Here is a 15,485-nt window from a genome sequence, read left to right as displayed (position 1 = left end):
GCCGCCCCTGCAACGGCACACCCCGCTCCATCCCGCAGCGCTTCAGCATTGTGCCGGTTGCCCCGCAATGGGGCGCACGCCCCCGGGCTTCCCGTGTTTTAAGGCCTTTTTGCACCTCCAAGCGCAAACCTGGCTGGCACGCAAGCTGCTAAATACCCTGACAAGATATTTTAAATATTTTATTAATATATTTAAATAGACGACTAAGCCAAGCACCCCCTCTCCCAGCACCTTCCCCCCCTTTTTTCCGTTCTTCCCCCTCTTTAAGGAGCCCCCCATGACCAATCCCCGCTGGCAAGGCATCTTCCCTGCCGTCACCACCAAGTTCCACGCCGACGAGAGCATCGATGCCGAAGGCACGGCGCGCCACATCGACTTCCAGATCCGCAACGGCATCCATGGCCTGGTGACCTGCGGCTCGCTGGGCGAGGCCAGCACGCTGTCGCTGGAAGAAAAGCTGCAGGTCGCCAAGATCGCGCTCGAAGCCGCCGACGGCCGCATTCCCGTGCTGGCCAATGTGTCGGAAACCAGCACCCGCGAGGCGCTGCGCTACATCGACGGCGGCAACAAGCTCGGCGTGGCCGGCTACATGGTGATGCCTTCGGTGATCTACGTGGCCGACGCGCGCGAGGCCATGGCCAACGTGCGCGCCATGGCCAAGGTGGCGCAGAAGCCACTCATGGTCTACAACAACCCCGTGGCCTACCGCGTGGACCTCAAGCCCGAGCACATGCTGGAGCTGGCGGACTGCGAGTGGATCGCTGCCATCAAGGAGAGCACGGACAACATCCGCCGCATCACCGACCTGCGCAACACCGTGGGCGACCGCTACCAACTCTTCCTGGGCGTGGACGACCTGGCCTATGAAGGCCTGGCCCTGGGCTGCGATGGCCTGCTGGCCGGCGTGGGCTGCGCCTTCCCGCGCGAGACCGTGGCGCTGTACGACCTGATGAAGGCCGGCCGCTTTGCCGAAGCACTCAAGCTCTACCAGTGGATGACCCCCATGCTGCACCTCGATGTATCGACCAAGCTGGTGCAGAACCTCAAGCTCATCGACGTGCTGGTGGGCGTGGGCACCGAACACATGCGCCGCCCGCGCCTGCCGCTGATCGGCGAGGAGCGCGCCTTCGTCGAGCGCATCGTCAGGAAGGCGCTGGAGACGCGCCCCACCGAATACCAGTCGGTCGCCTGAGCGCCGGTTGACCCGCCCCTTCCACTTTCTTCTTCATGCAAAGGCTTCCCATGGCACGTACATCGTCTGGATTCATGGCCCCCGTGGCGCTAGCGGCTGCCGCGCTGCTCGTTGCACCGGCATCCGCGCAGGAGCAGGTCGTCAAGATCGGCCACAGCGGCCCGCTGTCCGGCCCCAATGCGTTCGCGGGCAAGGACAATGAGAACGGCGTGCGCCTGGCCGTCGAGGAACTCAATGCCAAGAAGATCGTGGTGGGGGGCAAGACCCTCAAGTTCGAGCTGGTGTCCGAGGACGACCAGTGCGATGCCCGCACCGGGGTGAGCGTGGCGCAGAAGCTGGTGGACAGCGGCGTGAAGTTCGTCATGGGCCCGTACTGCTCGGGCGTGGCCATCCCGGCCTCGCGCGTGTACAACGAAGGCGGGGCCATGGTCTCCACCGTGGGCACCAACCCCAAGGTGACCGAGAACGGCTACAAGAACCTGTTCCGCATCATTGCCAGCGACACCCAGATCGGCTCCAACATGGCCGTGTACGCGGCCAAGGAGCTCAAGGTCAAGCAGGTGGCGGTGATCGACGACCGCACCGCCTTCGGCCAGGGCGTGGCCGAGCAGTTCAGCAAGGAAGCCAAGAAGCAGGGCCTGACCGTGGTGGGCCAGGAGTTCACCACCGACAAGTCCACGGACTTTCTGTCCATCCTCACCAGCCTCAAGGGCAAGCAGCCCGAGGCCATCTTCTTCGGCGGCTATGCACCGCAGGCCGCGCCCATGGCGCGCCAGATGAAGCAGCTGGGCCTGACCGCCAAGCTGCTGGGCGGCGACACCCTGTGCAGCCCCGAGGTCGGCAAGCTCGGCGGCGAGGCGGTCAACGACACGGTGGTCTGCGCACAGGGCGGCACCATGCTCGACAAGGTGGCCGCCGGCCCGGCCTTCAAGGCCAAGTACAAGGCGCGCTTCAAGCAGGATGCCGACGCCTACGCGGCCTCGTACTACGACCAGGTGATGTTCATCGCCGAGGCCATGCAGAAGGCCCAGTCCACCGACCCCGCCAAGGTCGGCGCGCAAATGGGCCAGTTGAGCCACCAGGGCGTGGCCGGCACCTATGCCTACGACGACAAGGGCAACCTCAAGCAGGCGCCGATCACCGTGCTGACCTTCAAGAACGCAGCGCCCGTCCCCCTCGCCAGCTATTGACACCGCGCGGGGATCGCTACGATCCCCGCATCCAACCCCATCGACTGACCATGACCCCCAAACCCGCCATGCAACGCATCCAGATCCTTGACTCCCACACCGGGGGTGAACCCACGCGCCTCGTGGTCGGCGGCTTTCCCGACCTGGGCACGGGCAGCATGGCCGAGCGCCGCGCGCTGCTGGCCAGCCAGCACGACGCCTGGCGCGCCGCCACGGTGCTGGAGCCGCGCGGCAACGACGTGATCGTGGGGGCCCTGCTGTGCGCGCCGCAGGACCCGGCCAATGCGGCGGGCGTGGTCTTCTTCAACAACACCGGCTACCTGGGCATGTGCGGCCACGGCACCATCGGCCTGGTGGCCTCGCTGGCCTACCTGGGCCGCATCCAGCCTGGTGAGCACGGCATCGAGACACCCGTGGGCACGGTGACCACCACGCTGCATGAGGATGGCTCGGTCAGCGTGCGCAACGTGCCGGCCTACCGGCTGCACCAGGGGTTGTCGCTCACGGTGCCGGGCATCGGCAGCGTCACGGGCGATGTGGCCTGGGGCGGAAACTGGTTCTTTCTGATGAGCGAGCACGGCCAGCGCGTGGCCAGCGACAACCTGCAGGCGCTGACCGACTACACCTGCGCCATCCAGCAGGCCCTGAAGGACCAGGGCATCCGCGGCGACAACGGCGGCGAGATCGACCACATCGAACTGTTCGCCGACGACGAGGTGGCCGACAGCCGCAACTTCGTGCTCTGCCCGGGCGGTGCCTACGACCGCTCGCCCTGCGGCACGGGCACCAGCGCCAAGCTGGCCTGCCTGGCGGCCGATGGCCAGCTGCAGCCTGGCCAGGTGTGGCGCCAGGCCAGCATCATCGGCAGCAGCTTCGAGGCCAGCTACCAAGCCGACGCTGCGCCGGGCCGCATCATCCCGACGCTGCGCGGCAGCGCCCACATGAGCGCCGAGGCCACGCTGCTGATCGCGCAGGACGACCCCTTCGCCTGGGGCATCCGCCTCTGAACCCCATGCCAGCTGCGGATGTGATCGTCATCGGCGCCGGCATGGTGGGTGCCGCTTGCGCCCACCTGCTGGCCAACGAAGGCCTGTCGGTCCTGGTGCTCGATGCGCGCCGGGGCGGCGCCACGCAGGCGGGCATGGGGCACCTGGTGGTGATGGACGACAACGCGGCGGAGCTGGCGCTGAGCCAGGCCTCGCTGGCGCAGTGGCATGACTGGGGCCCGCGCATGAACGCCGAGCTGCCCGGCTGCGCGTATTCCAACTGCGGCACGCTCTGGATCGCAGCCAATGCCGAGGAAATGGCCGGTGCAGAAGCCAAGGCCGAGGGCCTGCGCGCGCACGGCATCGACTGCGAGCTGCTGGATGCCGCCACGCTGGCGCGGCTGGAGCCCGCGCTGCGCCCCGGCCTGCACGGCGCGCTCAAGGTGGGTGGCGACAGCGTGGTCTATGCCCCCAATGCCGCACAGTGGCTGCTGGCGCATGCGGCCCGGCCTATCACTCTCGAACAGGCACAGGTGCAGCGCATCGATGGCCGGCGCGTGCACTTGGCCGATGGCAGCGTGCGCGAAGGCGGCGCGGTGCTGCTGGCCGCGGGCATCCATGCCATCGAGCTGTGCCCGGGCCTGCCCATCCGCCCCAAGAAGGGGCACCTGGCCATCACCGACCGCTACCCGGGCACCGTGCGGCACCAACTGGTGGAGCTGGGCTACATCACCAATGCGCACCAGAGCGACGGCACCTCGGTCGCCTTCAACCTGCAGCCGCGGCCCACGGGGCAACTGCTCATCGGCTCGTCGCGCCAGTTCGACACCACCGACCCGGCCATCGACAACGCGGTGCTGGCGCGCATGCTGCAGCGCGCGCTGGAGTATGTGCCGGGGCTGGCAGAACTCAATGCCCTCCGCACCTGGACCGGCTTTCGCGCGGCCACGCCCGATGGCCTGCCGATCATTGGCCGCCACCCGCAGCACAGCGACCTGTGGCTGGCCGTGGGCCACGAAGGCCTGGGCGTGACCACGGCACCGGCCACGGCCCGGTTGCTGGCCGCGCAGATCACGGGCGCCACGCCGCCGCTGGACCCGGCACCGTATTCACCGGATCGCTTCGCGCGGAGCCTCGCGGCATGAACGCCGCAACCATCCATATCCATGCCGATGGCGTGCGCCTGCAGGTAGCCCCTGGCACCAGTGTGGCCGCTGCACTGGCCCAGGTGCCGCCCGGTCGCACGCGCACCTCCGTCACAGGCCAGCCGCGTGCCCCGCTGTGCGGCATGGGCGTGTGCCATGAGTGCCGGGTGCGCATCGACGGCCGCGTGCGCCTGGCCTGCCAGACCGTGTGCACCGAGGGCATGCAAGTCCACACCGATACCGGTGTTCCCAGGCCATGAACGCTCTCACCCCACCCCAGGCGCCCGCGCGCTGCGACATCCTCATCATCGGCGCAGGCCCAGCAGGCATGGCGGCGGCACTGGCCGCAGCCCCCAGTGGCGCAGCCATCACGATGGTGGACGACAACCCCGAGGCCGGCGGCCAGATCTGGCGCGATGGCCGCGGCGCGCAATTGCCCCCGATGGCCCGGCAATGCCGCGAGGCGCTGGCACGCCACACCAACATCACGCTGCTGCGCGGCACCCGTGTCGTGGGCCTGGGCGATGCACCGCAGGCCGGTGATGCCCCCTCCCTGCTGCTCGAAGACGCCGAACGCGGCTGGATCCAGCACAGCCACCGCCTCATCCTGTGCACCGGCGCGCGCGAGCTGCTGCTGCCCTTTCCGGGCTGGACGCTGCCGGGCGTGACCGGCGCGGGCGGCCTGCAGGCCCTGGTCAAGGCCGGGTTGCCGGTGCAGGGCCAGCGCATCGTGGTCGCGGGCACGGGCCCGCTGCTGCTGGCAGCGGCCGCCACAGCCGCCAAGGCGGGCGCCCAGGTGGTGCGCGTGGCCGAGCAGGCCGGCTGGCGCGCGCTGGCGGGCTTTGCTGCGCAACTGCCGCGCTGGCCCACCAAGGCCGTGCAGGCGCTCACGCTGCTGCAGCCGCAACTGCGCGCAGGCAGCCATGTGCTCCAAGCCCAGGGTGATGGCCAAGTGCAGTCCGTGCGCCTGCAGACGCCGTCGGGCGAGGAAACCATCGCCTGCGATCGGCTGGCCTGCGGCTTTGGCCTGGTGCCCAACACGCACCTTGCGCAGATGCTGGGTTGTGCCCTGGGCAGCGCGCTCAGCAATGGCCTGGGCCTGCGGGTCGATGCACAGATGCGCACCAGCGTTGCCGGCGTCTACGCCGCAGGCGAGTGCACAGGCTTTGGCGGCAGCGAGCGTGCACTGGCGCAGGGCGCCATCGCGGGGCATGCCGCAGCGGGCAGCGCCACGCCGGTGCATGCACTGCAGGCCAGGCTGCAGCGCTGGGAGGGTTTTGCCCACGCGCTGCAGCGCTCGTTCACGTTGAACCCATCGCTCAACCAACTGGCCCGGCCGGACACGCTGGTATGCCGCTGCGAAGACGTGCCCCATGCCGAACTGGCCGGGCGCAGCGGCTGGATCGACGCCAAGCTGCACACGCGCTGCGGCATGGGCGCCTGCCAGGGCCGCATCTGCGGGGCCGCCACGCAGCAGCTCTTCGGCTGGACGCCAGCGCCGCCGCGCCATCTGCTGGCGCCGGCACGCATCGCCACGCTCGCCGCGGCACCTGGCGACCCACCGGGCTGACGCGGCCCTTGAGGGGCGCTGGCACCTCAAGCCCGGCATCCATTTTGCTTCTACATATATCAGCAAGATATTTATCGCACCAGTTCCGGTCTCCTGTTCACAAGCACCCACAACAACCCGACGCCATGGCCACCGCTCCCAGCACAATTGCCCCGCCCTCTCGTCCCAAGGCACCCATCCGCTGGGTGCTGGATTTCTCCGGTTGGCTTCTGCGCATGGAGCGCCATGCATTGACCGCCTTGATGGCATTGCTGGTGCTGCTGATCCTGCTCAATGTGGTGACCCGCTACAGCGGCATGCCCCTCTACTGGGTCGACGAGGCCGCGGTGTACACGGTGGTCTGGCTGACCTTCGTGGGCGCCTCGGTCATGACGCGGTTGCGCATGGACTTTGCCGTGACCATGCTCACCGACCAGTTGGGCGCGCGCGGCGCACGGGTCGCCAAGTCGGTGGCCACCCTGGGCGTGACGGCTTTCGGCGTGGCCATGCTCTGGATGTGCTGGCAGTGGATGGACCCCATCGGCATCGCACGCCATGGCTTTGACGCCAAGGAGTACGCGGCCGAGAGCTTCAATTTTCTGTACACCGAGCGCACGCAGACCCTGAACTGGCCCACCTGGGTGCTGCAGCTGATCCTGCCGGTCTTCTCGGCCGCCTTCAGCGTGCATGCGCTGGCCAACCTGCTCGAAGACATGGGGGCCGCGGAGCGGCGCACCCACCCGGGCTTCGACGTGGTCAACGCCGATGCCGTGAACTGAGCGACCGCGAGGCCACACATGATCACCACCCTCTTCTTCACCATTGCGCTGCTGGTAGGCGTGCCCATCGGCGTGTGCCTGTGCCTGTCGGGCATCGTCTACATCCTCGCCACCGGCGGCACGGTGCTGTTCCAGTCGTTTCCCATGCAGATGTTCGCCGGGGTGGACAGCTATGGACTGATCGCCATCCCGCTGTTCATCCTGATCGGCGAGATCATGAACAGCGGCGGCATCACGCGCCGGCTGGTGGACCTGTCCATGGCCTTCATCGGCTCGGTCAAGGGCGGCCTGGCCTACGTCAACATCCTGGCCAACATGCTGGTCTCGTCCATCATCGGCTCGGCCACGGCGCAGGTGGCCATCATGTCGCAGGTCATGGTGCCCGAGATGGAAAAGCAGGGCTACGACAGGACCTTCGCGGCCGGCCTCACGGTCTACGGCGGCATGCTTGGGCCCATCATCCCGCCCTCGGTCATGTTCGTGGTGTTCAGCGTGCTGGCCCAGGTGGCCGTGGGCGACATGCTGATCGCCGGCCTCCTGCCCGGGGTGCTGCTCACCGTGCTGTTCTTCATCGTGATCGCCCTCATGGGCTTCATCTACGACTACCCGCGCAGCGAAAAGCGCACGCTGGCCCAGCGCGCGCGCACCATCGTGCAGGCCAGCCCCACCCTGCTGATCCCGATCGTCATCGTGGGCTCCATCCTGGGCGGCATCGCCAACCCGACCGAAGCGGCAGCCGTGGGCGCCCTGGCCTCGGCGCTGGTGGGCCGCTACGTCACCAAGGAGTTCCGCTTCAACGCCATCCCGGCCCTGCTGCTGCGCTCGGCCATCTACTCGGCCATCGTGCTGTTCCTGGTGGCGGCGGCCGCCGTGTTCTCGTGGCTGCTGATTTACGGCAAGGTGCCGCAGATGGTGGCGGCGTGGATACAGACCGTGGCACACGACCCGGTCACCTTCCTGCTGTTGGCCAATGTGATCCTGCTCGTCATCGGCACGGTGATCGACGGCATTCCCGGGCTCATCATGACCGTGCCCATCCTGCTGCCGATTGCCACAGAGGTCTACCACATCGACCCGCGCCACTTCGGCGTGGTGGTGGTGGTCAACCTGGTGCTGGGGCTGATGACGCCGCCCGTGGGCCTGAGCTTCTTCGTCGCCTCGGCCGTGACCGGGGCGAAGCCCGGAAAGATGTTCATCGTCACGCTGCCCTTCTTCCTCATCAGCTGCGTGGCGCTGGTGCTGCTGTCGCTGTTCCCGAGCCTGTCGCTGGCACTGCTCGAATAGCGCCACCCCCTTTTCCGTCCCGTTCCCGTCCGTCCCCTTCCCCGACCCAGGAGAGTCCACCATGACCACCACCCGCCGCCAGTTCGTACAGCGCCACGCCGTGGCCGCTGCCGCCACCCTTGCCGCCCCGCTCGTGTTCGCACAGGGTGCGGGGGCCAAGGAATTCCGCCTGGGCCTGATCACCCCCGCAGGCCACTCGTGGAACCGCGCCGCGCTGCAGTTCGGCGAGGCGCTGAAGAAGGAGACCGATGGCCGCCTGAGCCTGACCGTCTTCCACTCGGGCCAGCTCGGCAACGAGGCGGCCATGATGCAGCAACTGCAGTCGGGTGCCCTCGACATGGGCTGGATCCAGGCGGCCGAACTGGGCTCGCGCGTGTCCAGCATCGCGGCCATCAATGCGCCCTACCTCGTGCGCTCCACGCCCGCCGTGGCCAAGCTGGTCAAGCACCCGGCGGCCACCAAACTGCTGGAAGTGCTGCCGCGCGAGACCGGCACCATCGGCCTGGGCTGGGGCATCACCGGCATGCGTGCAGTGTTTTCCACCAAGGACATTTCCGTGCCGACCGACCTCAAGGGCATGAAGCTGCGCATCAACCCCACGCCCGTGTACCGAGATTTCTACCAGATGCTGGGCGCCGCGCCCACCCCCATCCCGACACCCCAGGTGTTCGACGCCATGAGCAACGGCCAGGTGGACGGGCTGGAGGCGGACATCGAGTTCTCGTGGAACCAGCGCTTCGACAAGGTGGCCAAGACCCTGTTGCAGATGAACGCTCTGTTCATGCCCTTCGCGCCGCTGGTCTCGGGCCGCATCTGGCAAGGCCTGGACGCCAAGGACAAGGAACTGGTCAGAAAGCTCACCGCCCAATCGCTCGATGCGCAGATCAACGACATCGTGACCACCGAGGCCGGCCTGATCGACAAGTTCAAGGGCACCTCCATCGCGTTCAAGACGGCTTCGTTTTTCAACCCCGAGTCCACCATCCAGGAGTTCGACAAGCTGTGGCTGCCCAAGGCCCCGCAAATCGCGGAGCTGCGCAAGGCCGGGACCACGCTGTGATTTAAGATCGGCCCAGGGCGGCCCCACAAGGGGCCGCACCCCACCAGAACTCCCCAATGACCTTGAGCAGCAGCCCTTCTTCCCGCAAAGACACCGGCCCCAAGCGGCGCGCGGCGGACGTGGCGTATGAAGCCATCGAGGCCATGATCGCCACCCTGCAGCTGCAGCCCGGCAGCCCGGTGGTGGAGGCCGAGATCGCCGAGAGCACGGGCCTCGGGCGCACGCCGGTGCGCGAGGCACTGCTGCGCATGGTGTCCATCGGCCTCATCGTGCAGCAGCCGCGCCGCGGGCTGCAGGTCTCCAACATCGACCTGGCGGACCACCTGGACGTGATCCAGACGCGCCGCGTGCTGGAGCGGTTGATCGCATCGTGCGCAGCGCGCCGTGCCACCGCACCCCAGCGCCAGGCCATCGTGCGCTGCGCCGAGGAGATGGTGCGCGAGGCGGAGCGCGGCCACCTGGATGGCTACATGCTGGCCGACCACGAGCTCGACAAGATCGTGCACTTGGCCAGCCAGAACCAGTCGGCCGTCAAATCCGTGGCGCCGCTCATCGTGCAGTGCCGCCGCTTCTGGTACGCCTACCAGCACGAGGGCGACGTGACCGAGGGCGCACGCGCCCACATGCACCTGGCCCAGGGCATCGCCAGCGGCGACGAGGCCCATGCCGTGGCCGGCGCCAACCAGCTCATGGACTACCTGGAGCAGTTCGCGCGCCGAATCATTGATCGATAGACCCCTGGGCCCCTATGTTCACACTCTGCACCATCGACACCCTGCCCTCTGCGTTCACTGCCCCATCCTGGCTGCCGCCCACGGAACATGTGCTGGTGCACCAAGGCGACCTGGCGCTGGACGGCGACCTTCTGCTCGACTGGAATGCGGGCTGGAACGGGGGCGGCATCGCTTCCACTCTTGCGGGGCTGCCCGTGGCCGGGCAGGACATTGCCGGGCTGTGCGTGCAGGGTGACCTGCGCCTTGGCGGTGCGCTGGTGAATGCCGACGGCGAGACCGGCCCCCTGCTGCTGGTCACCGGATCCCTCAGCGCGCGCCAGGCCAGCTGTGGCGGCTCCTACATCCGCGTGGGTGGCGATCTGCGCGTGGAAGAAGTGGTGTACGGCCACTACAACCATGGCCAGTTGGTCGTGGATGGCCAGCTCATCGCCCAGGCGCTGGTCAACGACGACCATGGCATCGACGTGCGGGGCCAGCCGGCCAAGGGCAGCAAGCTGCTGCGCATCGACCTGTCCGACGGCAGGAACCCCGACGACCCGGAGAGCCTGCCCGCCGCGCTGAAGAAGCTGCTCAAGAAATCCCCCCTGTCGCTGGAATCGGTGCGTGCCGGCCTGCGCCAGGGGCGCAGCCTGGCCTCCATGGCCACGCCGCAGACGGCGCAGGAGTGGCGCGACGTGGTGTGGAACGACTACACCCGCATCGCCAAGATCCCCAAGGAGCTGCGCACCGAGGCCATGTACCTGGCCCTGCTGGCACCCAGCTGCCCCCTGCCGCGCCCCGAGGTGCACGAGCTGTTTGCCAAAATCCCTGCCAAGGAGCTGACGCCCGCCGTGCGCCAGGCGGCCTTTGCGCTGGCGCCCAAGAGCCTGCTGATGCTGCCGCCCAAGTTCGACCTGCAGCGCGAGTTCGAGGCCTGCTTTCTCGCGCTGGACGATCCGGAGGCGCTGGTTGCAGAGATCCCCGTGCAGTTCATGAGCCCGGCCATGGCGGCGCACCTGTCCGCCCGCGTCAGCCCGTAGGACGCTTACGGGCTGCCGAGCGCGATGCGCTGCTCCAGAAAGCGCCACATCCGTTCGTCCGCACAGAAAGCCACATTGAAGCGCAGCCACCCCGTGGGACGCGGCTCCACCAGGAACAGGGCGCCCGGACCGAGCATGATGCCTTCGCCCGTGGCCTCCCGGGACAGCTCGGCGCTGTCGGGCAGGTCGGGATGGCGGGCCCACAGGTACATGCCGGCCTCAGGCTCGTGGAACAGCTCGAAGCCCAGGCCTTCGAGCCTGCGGCCCACTGTGCGGTGGGCCTCGGCTAGGCGCTCGCGCAGTGATTTGAGGTGCTTGCGCCAGCGGCCCTCGGTCACCACGCCGAGGGTGATGCGCTCGGTGATGTCCGATGAGGTCAGGCCCGAGACCATCTTGAGCTGCACCAGCCCGTCCACCAGGTCGCGCCGCGCTGCGAGGTAGCCGGTGCGCAGGTTGGGCGAGATGGTCTTGGAAAAGCTGCCCAGGTAGACCACGCGGTCGAGCTGGTCCAGGCTCGCCAGCGAGGGGCGCGTGCCGGCTTCCATGTCGGCGTAGATGTCGTTTTCCACCAGCATGAAGCCGTGCTGCTCGGCCAGCTGCAGCAGGCGGTGCAGTTGCGCCATGGAAGCCACCGAGCAGGTGGGGCTTTGCAGGCGCGGCTGCGTGAAAAAGGCCGTGGGCCGGTGCCCGGCCAGCAATGCCTCCAGCGCACCGAGGTCATAGCCCGCCGCCGTGCGCGGCACGCCCACCACATGGGCACCGGCAAAGCGCAGGATGAAATGCAGGTTGGGGTAGCCCGGGTCGTCCACCAGCACCACATCGCCGGGCTTGACCAGGCGGCGGACCACCAGGTCCAGCGCCTGGCTGGAGCCTTGGGTGAGCATGACGCGGTCGGCATCCACGGTGATGTCGCGCTCGGCCATGGCCTCGGCCACCACGGTGCGCAGGTCCAGCAGCCCGTGCGGCAGGCCATAGCCATCGAGCTCCGTGCCTTCGGATGACGAGAGCTGGCGCATGCTGCGGCGCACCGCATCGCCGAACAGCCAGTCGTTGGGCAGCCAGCCGCAGCCGGGCTTCATGGGCAGGTTGCGGTTCTCGAAAATCTGCTTGAGGTACCAGTGCGCGTCGAAGGTGGGCGCGGGCCGCTCGGGCGCGGCGATGCCGGGGGCTGCAGCTTCGCGCCGCTTCACGAAGAAGCCGGCGTTGGCGCGCGACACCAGACAGCCCTGGGCCACCAGCCGGTCGTAGGCCTCCACCACGGTGAACACGCTCACGCCGTGCGTGGCGGCAAAGCTGCGGATCGAGGGGAGCTTGCTGCCGGGCTTGAGGGCCTGGCTGGCGATGAGGCCCCGCAGGCCTTCGACGATCTGGCTGACCAGGGGGGTCGCCAGGTCGGGGCTGAGAGTGAGCATCACGTTGGCAATGGGACGCGCCGCGGGCGCCCCGCAGGTGGGTGGGATAGCGTGTACTGGATTCTAGACCTGCACAGTGCATCTGCAACCGCAGGCCGGTGTACATGGACGGTGTGCAGCGCGGCTTCCAGAATGGCGCCATTCTTCCTCACCCCCTTTCATTCCACACCATGCAGAACGACCGCCACTTCACCAACGCTGCCCTCCTCGCCCGCCGCCACGCCGCCATCGCCCGCGGCGTGGGCCAGACGCACGAGATCTTCGTGCAGCGCGCCCGCAATGCCGAACTGTGGGACGTGGAGGGCCGCCGCTACATCGACTTCGCGGGCGGCATTGCCGTGCTCAACACCGGCCACCTGCATGCCGGCGTGGTCGAGGCCGTCAAGGCCCAGCTCGACCTGTACACCCACACCTGCTTCCAGGTGGTGGCCTACGAGCCCTATGTGGAGGTGGCCGAGCGCCTGAACAGCATGGCACCGGGCGCCTTCGCCAAGAAGACGCTGCTGCTGACCACCGGCGCCGAAGCGGTGGAGAACGCCGTGAAGATCGCCCGCGCCCACACCGGCCGCCCGGGGGTGATCGCCTTCACCGGCGGCTACCATGGGCGCACGAACATGACGCTGGGCCTCACCGGCAAGGTCGCGCCGTACAAGATCGGCTTCGGCCCCTTTCCGGGCGAGGTCTACCATGCGCTGTTCCCCAACGCGCTGCACGGCATCAGCGTGGAGCAGGCGCTGCGTTCGGTGGAACTGGTCTTCAAGAACGACATCGAGCCCCAGCGCGTGGCGGCCTTCATCGTCGAGCCCGTGCAGGGCGAAGGCGGCTTCTACATCGCGCCGCCCGAATTCATCAGCGGCCTCAAGGCCCTCGCCGACCGCTACGGCATCTTGCTGATCGCCGACGAGGTGCAGACCGGCGCCGGCCGCACCGGCACCTGGTTCGCCTGTGAGCAGTGGCCCGTGGCGCCGGACCTGATCACCACCGCCAAGTCGCTGGCCGGCGGCTTTCCGCTGGCCGGTGTGGTGGGCCGTGCCGAGGTGATGGACGCCCCCGCCCCCGGTGGCCTGGGCGGCACCTATGCCGGCAGCCCCGTGGCCTGCGCCGCGGCCCTGGCCGTGATGGAGGCCTTCGAGAAGGAACAACTGCTGGCGCGCAGCCAGGACGTGGGTGCCCTGCTGGTGCGCGGCCTCAAGAACCTGGCCGCCAAGGTGCCCGCCATCGGCGACGTGCGCGGCCTGGGCGCAATGGTGGCCATCGAGCTGTTCGAGGGCGGCGACCTGCAGCGCCCCGATGCGGCGCTGACCAAGGCGGTCGTCGCCGAGGCCGCGCGCCGCGGACTGATCCTGCTGTCCTGCGGCACCAACGGCAACGTAGTGCGCATCCTGGTGCCGCTCACGGCGTCCGACGAACTGCTGCAGGAAGGCCTGGCCATCCTGGCCGACAGCTTCGCCGCTGTCGCGTGACCGTAAGTAAGCCTTCGATACCGATGACGCTGTCAGGGAGGTGACTGCGCGGTTCACAGCGCAGCCACCCCGCGTGTATATTCATTTTCGCCTTGGGCGGTGCCCAGCCAGCCTGGCTCCCTACGCGCTGCGCATGCGCCACTGCCCCTTCATCGCCTTCCAACGAGACAACGCACCATGGACATGAAGACCTCTCCCCTCTCCCTGCTCAACGACCCCAGCCTGCTCAAGACCGATGGCCTCATCAACGGCCAGTGGGTGGCAGGCAGCAGCCGTTTCGACGTGAACGACCCGGCCACGGGCCTGAAGCTGGCCGACGTGGCCAACCTGGGCCCGCAGGATGCCGAGGCCGCCATCGCCGCTGCCAACGCCGCCTGGCCCGCCTGGCGCAGCAAGACCGCCAAGGAGCGCAGCACCATCCTGCGCAAGTGGTACGACCTGCTCATGGCGAACCAGGACGACCTGGGCCGCCTGATGACCGCCGAGCAGGGCAAGCCCCTGCCCGAGGCCAAGGGCGAGGTGGCCTATGGCGCAAGCTTCGTGGAATGGTTTGCCGAAGAGGCCAAGCGCATCAACGGCGAGACCCTGCCCCAGTTCGACAACAACCGCCGCCTGCTGGTGCTGCGCCAGTCCATCGGCGTGTGCGCGGCCATCACGCCGTGGAACTTTCCGCTGGCCATGATCACGCGCAAGGTGGCACCGGCCCTGGCCGCAGGCTGCCCGGTGGTCATCAAGCCGGCCGAGCTGACGCCGCTGACCGCGCTGGCGGCCGCCGAGCTGGCCATCCGCGCGGGCATCCCCGCCGGGGTGTTCAACATCCTGCCGGCCGACAGCGAGAACTCGATCGCCATCGGCAAGGTGCTGTGCGCGAGCGACGTGGTGCGCCACATCAGCTTCACGGGCAGCACCGAGGTGGGCCGCATCCTGATGGCGCAGTCGGCCCCCACGGTCAAGAAGATGTCGCTGGAGCTGGGCGGCAATGCGCCCTTCCTGGTGTTCGACGACGCCGACATCGACTCCGCGGTGGAAGGCGCTTTCGCCAGCAAGTACCGCAACGCCGGGCAGACCTGCGTGTGCACCAACCGCTTCTACGTGCAGGAAGGCGTGTACGACGAGTTCGTCGCCAAGTTCGCGGCCAAGGTGAAGACGGCCAAGGTGGGCAACGGCTTCGAGGACGGCGTGAACCAGGGCCCCCTGATCGAGGAAGCGGCGCTGGTGAAGGTGCAGCGCCATGTGGACGACGCCCTGGCCAAGGGTGGCACCGTGGTGGCCGGCGGCAAGCGCCTGGCAGGCCAGTTCTTCGAGCCCACGGTGATCGCCAACGCCCGCGCCGACATGCTGTGCGCACGCGAGGAGACCTTCGGTCCCTTCGCCCCGGTCTTCAAGTTCAAGACCGAGCAGGAGGCCATCGATGCCGCCAACGCCACCGAATTCGGCCTGGCCAGCTATTTCTACACCCGCGACGTGGGCCGCATCTTCCGCGTGAGCGAGGCGCTGGAATACGGCATGGTCGGCGCGAACGTGGGCATCCTGGCCACGGAGCATGTGCCGTTTGGCGGCGTCAAGCAGTCGGGCCTGGGCCGCGAGGGCTCGCACCACGGCATCGACGACTATGTGGAGATCAAGTACCTCTGCATAGGTGATGTTCAGAAATGAGCCACTGATCACATCG

The 15,485-nt window shown here is 68.1% G+C and carries 14 protein-coding genes; 13 read left to right on the top strand and 1 reads right to left on the bottom strand.

The genetic code is table 11. From position 1 onward, the window contains the following. The first annotated feature begins 277 nt into the window (after window positions 1–277). From AC07X5_RS24145 to AC07X5_RS24095, 11 genes are all read left to right on the top strand, one after another. Window positions 278–1,192, top strand: a complete 915-nt coding sequence (locus AC07X5_RS24145) for a dihydrodipicolinate synthase family protein (protein ID WP_409961616.1) — start codon at window positions 278–280, stop codon at window positions 1,190–1,192. A 50-nt stretch (window positions 1,193–1,242) separates the two neighbouring features. Further along, window positions 1,243–2,382 carry a branched-chain amino acid ABC transporter substrate-binding protein gene (locus AC07X5_RS24140; RefSeq protein WP_409961615.1) on the top strand — a complete coding sequence of 380 codons (1,140 nt, stop codon included), beginning with the start codon at window positions 1,243–1,245 and terminating at the stop codon, window positions 2,380–2,382. Window positions 2,383–2,450: 68 nt separating this feature from the next. Continuing rightward, window positions 2,451–3,389: a 4-hydroxyproline epimerase gene (locus tag AC07X5_RS24135; protein ID WP_494772255.1), complete on the top strand. Its 939-nt coding sequence runs from the start codon at window positions 2,451–2,453 to the stop codon at window positions 3,387–3,389. Between the two features lie 5 nt (window positions 3,390–3,394). Continuing rightward, window positions 3,395–4,513 carry an NAD(P)/FAD-dependent oxidoreductase gene (locus AC07X5_RS24130; RefSeq protein WP_494772177.1) on the top strand — a complete coding sequence of 373 codons (1,119 nt, stop codon included), beginning with the start codon at window positions 3,395–3,397 and terminating at the stop codon, window positions 4,511–4,513. Beyond that, window positions 4,510–4,773 carry a (2Fe-2S)-binding protein gene (locus AC07X5_RS24125; protein ID WP_494772176.1) on the top strand — a complete coding sequence of 88 codons (264 nt, stop codon included), beginning with the start codon at window positions 4,510–4,512 and terminating at the stop codon, window positions 4,771–4,773. Before AC07X5_RS24130 ends, AC07X5_RS24125 begins: the two co-directional genes overlap by 4 nt. After that, on the top strand, window positions 4,770–6,083 hold the full coding sequence (locus AC07X5_RS24120; RefSeq protein ID WP_494772175.1) for an FAD-dependent oxidoreductase: 1,314 nt from the start codon (window positions 4,770–4,772) through the stop codon (window positions 6,081–6,083). The genes AC07X5_RS24125 and AC07X5_RS24120 overlap by 4 nt, the downstream gene beginning before the upstream one ends. 125 nt (window positions 6,084–6,208) lie before the next feature. Further along, the gene (locus AC07X5_RS24115) at window positions 6,209–6,841 is read left to right on the top strand and encodes a TRAP transporter small permease (RefSeq protein ID WP_494772174.1); all 633 of its coding nucleotides are present in this window, start codon (window positions 6,209–6,211) and stop codon (window positions 6,839–6,841) included. Between the two features lie 18 nt (window positions 6,842–6,859). Continuing rightward, complete coding sequence (locus tag AC07X5_RS24110; protein WP_494772173.1) at window positions 6,860–8,125, top strand: TRAP transporter large permease; 1,266 nt, start codon at window positions 6,860–6,862, stop codon at window positions 8,123–8,125. Between the two features lie 61 nt (window positions 8,126–8,186). Further along, window positions 8,187–9,185 carry a TRAP transporter substrate-binding protein gene (locus AC07X5_RS24105; RefSeq protein ID WP_494772172.1) on the top strand — a complete coding sequence of 333 codons (999 nt, stop codon included), beginning with the start codon at window positions 8,187–8,189 and terminating at the stop codon, window positions 9,183–9,185. 56 nt (window positions 9,186–9,241) lie between these two features. Next, window positions 9,242–9,919: a GntR family transcriptional regulator gene (locus tag AC07X5_RS24100; RefSeq protein ID WP_409961608.1), complete on the top strand. Its 678-nt coding sequence runs from the start codon at window positions 9,242–9,244 to the stop codon at window positions 9,917–9,919. A gap of 14 nt (window positions 9,920–9,933) precedes the next feature. Further along, window positions 9,934–10,938, top strand: coding sequence for a hypothetical protein (locus AC07X5_RS24095; RefSeq protein WP_494772171.1), 1,005 nt, complete (start codon window positions 9,934–9,936; stop codon window positions 10,936–10,938). Window positions 10,939–10,943: 5 nt separating this feature from the next. Here the strand turns inward: AC07X5_RS24095 and AC07X5_RS24090 are convergent, their stop codons facing one another. Continuing rightward, a complete protein-coding gene (locus tag AC07X5_RS24090; protein WP_494772170.1) occupies window positions 10,944–12,350 on the bottom strand; it encodes an aminotransferase-like domain-containing protein in 1,407 nt (468 codons plus the stop codon). Between the two features lie 170 nt (window positions 12,351–12,520). On the opposite strand from AC07X5_RS24090, the gene gabT reads away from it, so the two are divergent. Continuing rightward, window positions 12,521–13,813 (top strand): 4-aminobutyrate--2-oxoglutarate transaminase, encoded by a 1,293-nt coding sequence (gabT, locus tag AC07X5_RS24085; RefSeq protein WP_494772169.1) that lies wholly within the window; start codon window positions 12,521–12,523, stop codon window positions 13,811–13,813. Window positions 13,814–13,990: 177 nt separating this feature from the next. After that, window positions 13,991–15,469, top strand: coding sequence for an NAD-dependent succinate-semialdehyde dehydrogenase (locus tag AC07X5_RS24080; protein ID WP_494772168.1), 1,479 nt, complete (start codon window positions 13,991–13,993; stop codon window positions 15,467–15,469). Window positions 15,470–15,485: the final 16 nt, after the last annotated feature.

The sequence above is a fragment of the Acidovorax sp. GW458-11-26-14-TSB4 genome (assembly GCF_059423865.1).
The sequence above is the reverse complement of the archived record's forward strand: the minus strand, read 5'-3'. Positions and strand labels throughout refer to the sequence as shown.

Bases quoted from the DNA above. Each gene is read 5' to 3' on its own strand.
- AC07X5_RS24145 (WP_409961616.1), top strand. From the start codon at position 278: ATGACCAATCCCCGCTGGCAAGGCATCTTCCCTGCCGTCACCACCAAG.
- AC07X5_RS24140 (WP_409961615.1), top strand. From the start codon at position 1,243: ATGGCACGTACATCGTCTGGATTCATGGCCCCCGTGGCGCTAGCGGCT.
- AC07X5_RS24135 (WP_494772255.1), top strand. From the start codon at position 2,451: ATGCAACGCATCCAGATCCTTGACTCCCACACCGGGGGTGAACCCACG.
- AC07X5_RS24130 (WP_494772177.1), top strand. From the start codon at position 3,395: ATGCCAGCTGCGGATGTGATCGTCATCGGCGCCGGCATGGTGGGTGCC.
- AC07X5_RS24125 (WP_494772176.1), top strand. From the start codon at position 4,510: ATGAACGCCGCAACCATCCATATCCATGCCGATGGCGTGCGCCTGCAG.
- AC07X5_RS24120 (WP_494772175.1), top strand. From the start codon at position 4,770: ATGAACGCTCTCACCCCACCCCAGGCGCCCGCGCGCTGCGACATCCTC.
- AC07X5_RS24115 (WP_494772174.1), top strand. From the start codon at position 6,209: ATGGCCACCGCTCCCAGCACAATTGCCCCGCCCTCTCGTCCCAAGGCA.
- AC07X5_RS24110 (WP_494772173.1), top strand. From the start codon at position 6,860: ATGATCACCACCCTCTTCTTCACCATTGCGCTGCTGGTAGGCGTGCCC.
- AC07X5_RS24105 (WP_494772172.1), top strand. From the start codon at position 8,187: ATGACCACCACCCGCCGCCAGTTCGTACAGCGCCACGCCGTGGCCGCT.
- AC07X5_RS24100 (WP_409961608.1), top strand. From the start codon at position 9,242: ATGACCTTGAGCAGCAGCCCTTCTTCCCGCAAAGACACCGGCCCCAAG.
- AC07X5_RS24095 (WP_494772171.1), top strand. From the start codon at position 9,934: ATGTTCACACTCTGCACCATCGACACCCTGCCCTCTGCGTTCACTGCC.
- AC07X5_RS24090 (WP_494772170.1), bottom strand. From the start codon at position 12,350: ATGCTCACTCTCAGCCCCGACCTGGCGACCCCCCTGGTCAGCCAGATC.
- gabT (WP_494772169.1), top strand. From the start codon at position 12,521: ATGCAGAACGACCGCCACTTCACCAACGCTGCCCTCCTCGCCCGCCGC.
- AC07X5_RS24080 (WP_494772168.1), top strand. From the start codon at position 13,991: ATGGACATGAAGACCTCTCCCCTCTCCCTGCTCAACGACCCCAGCCTG.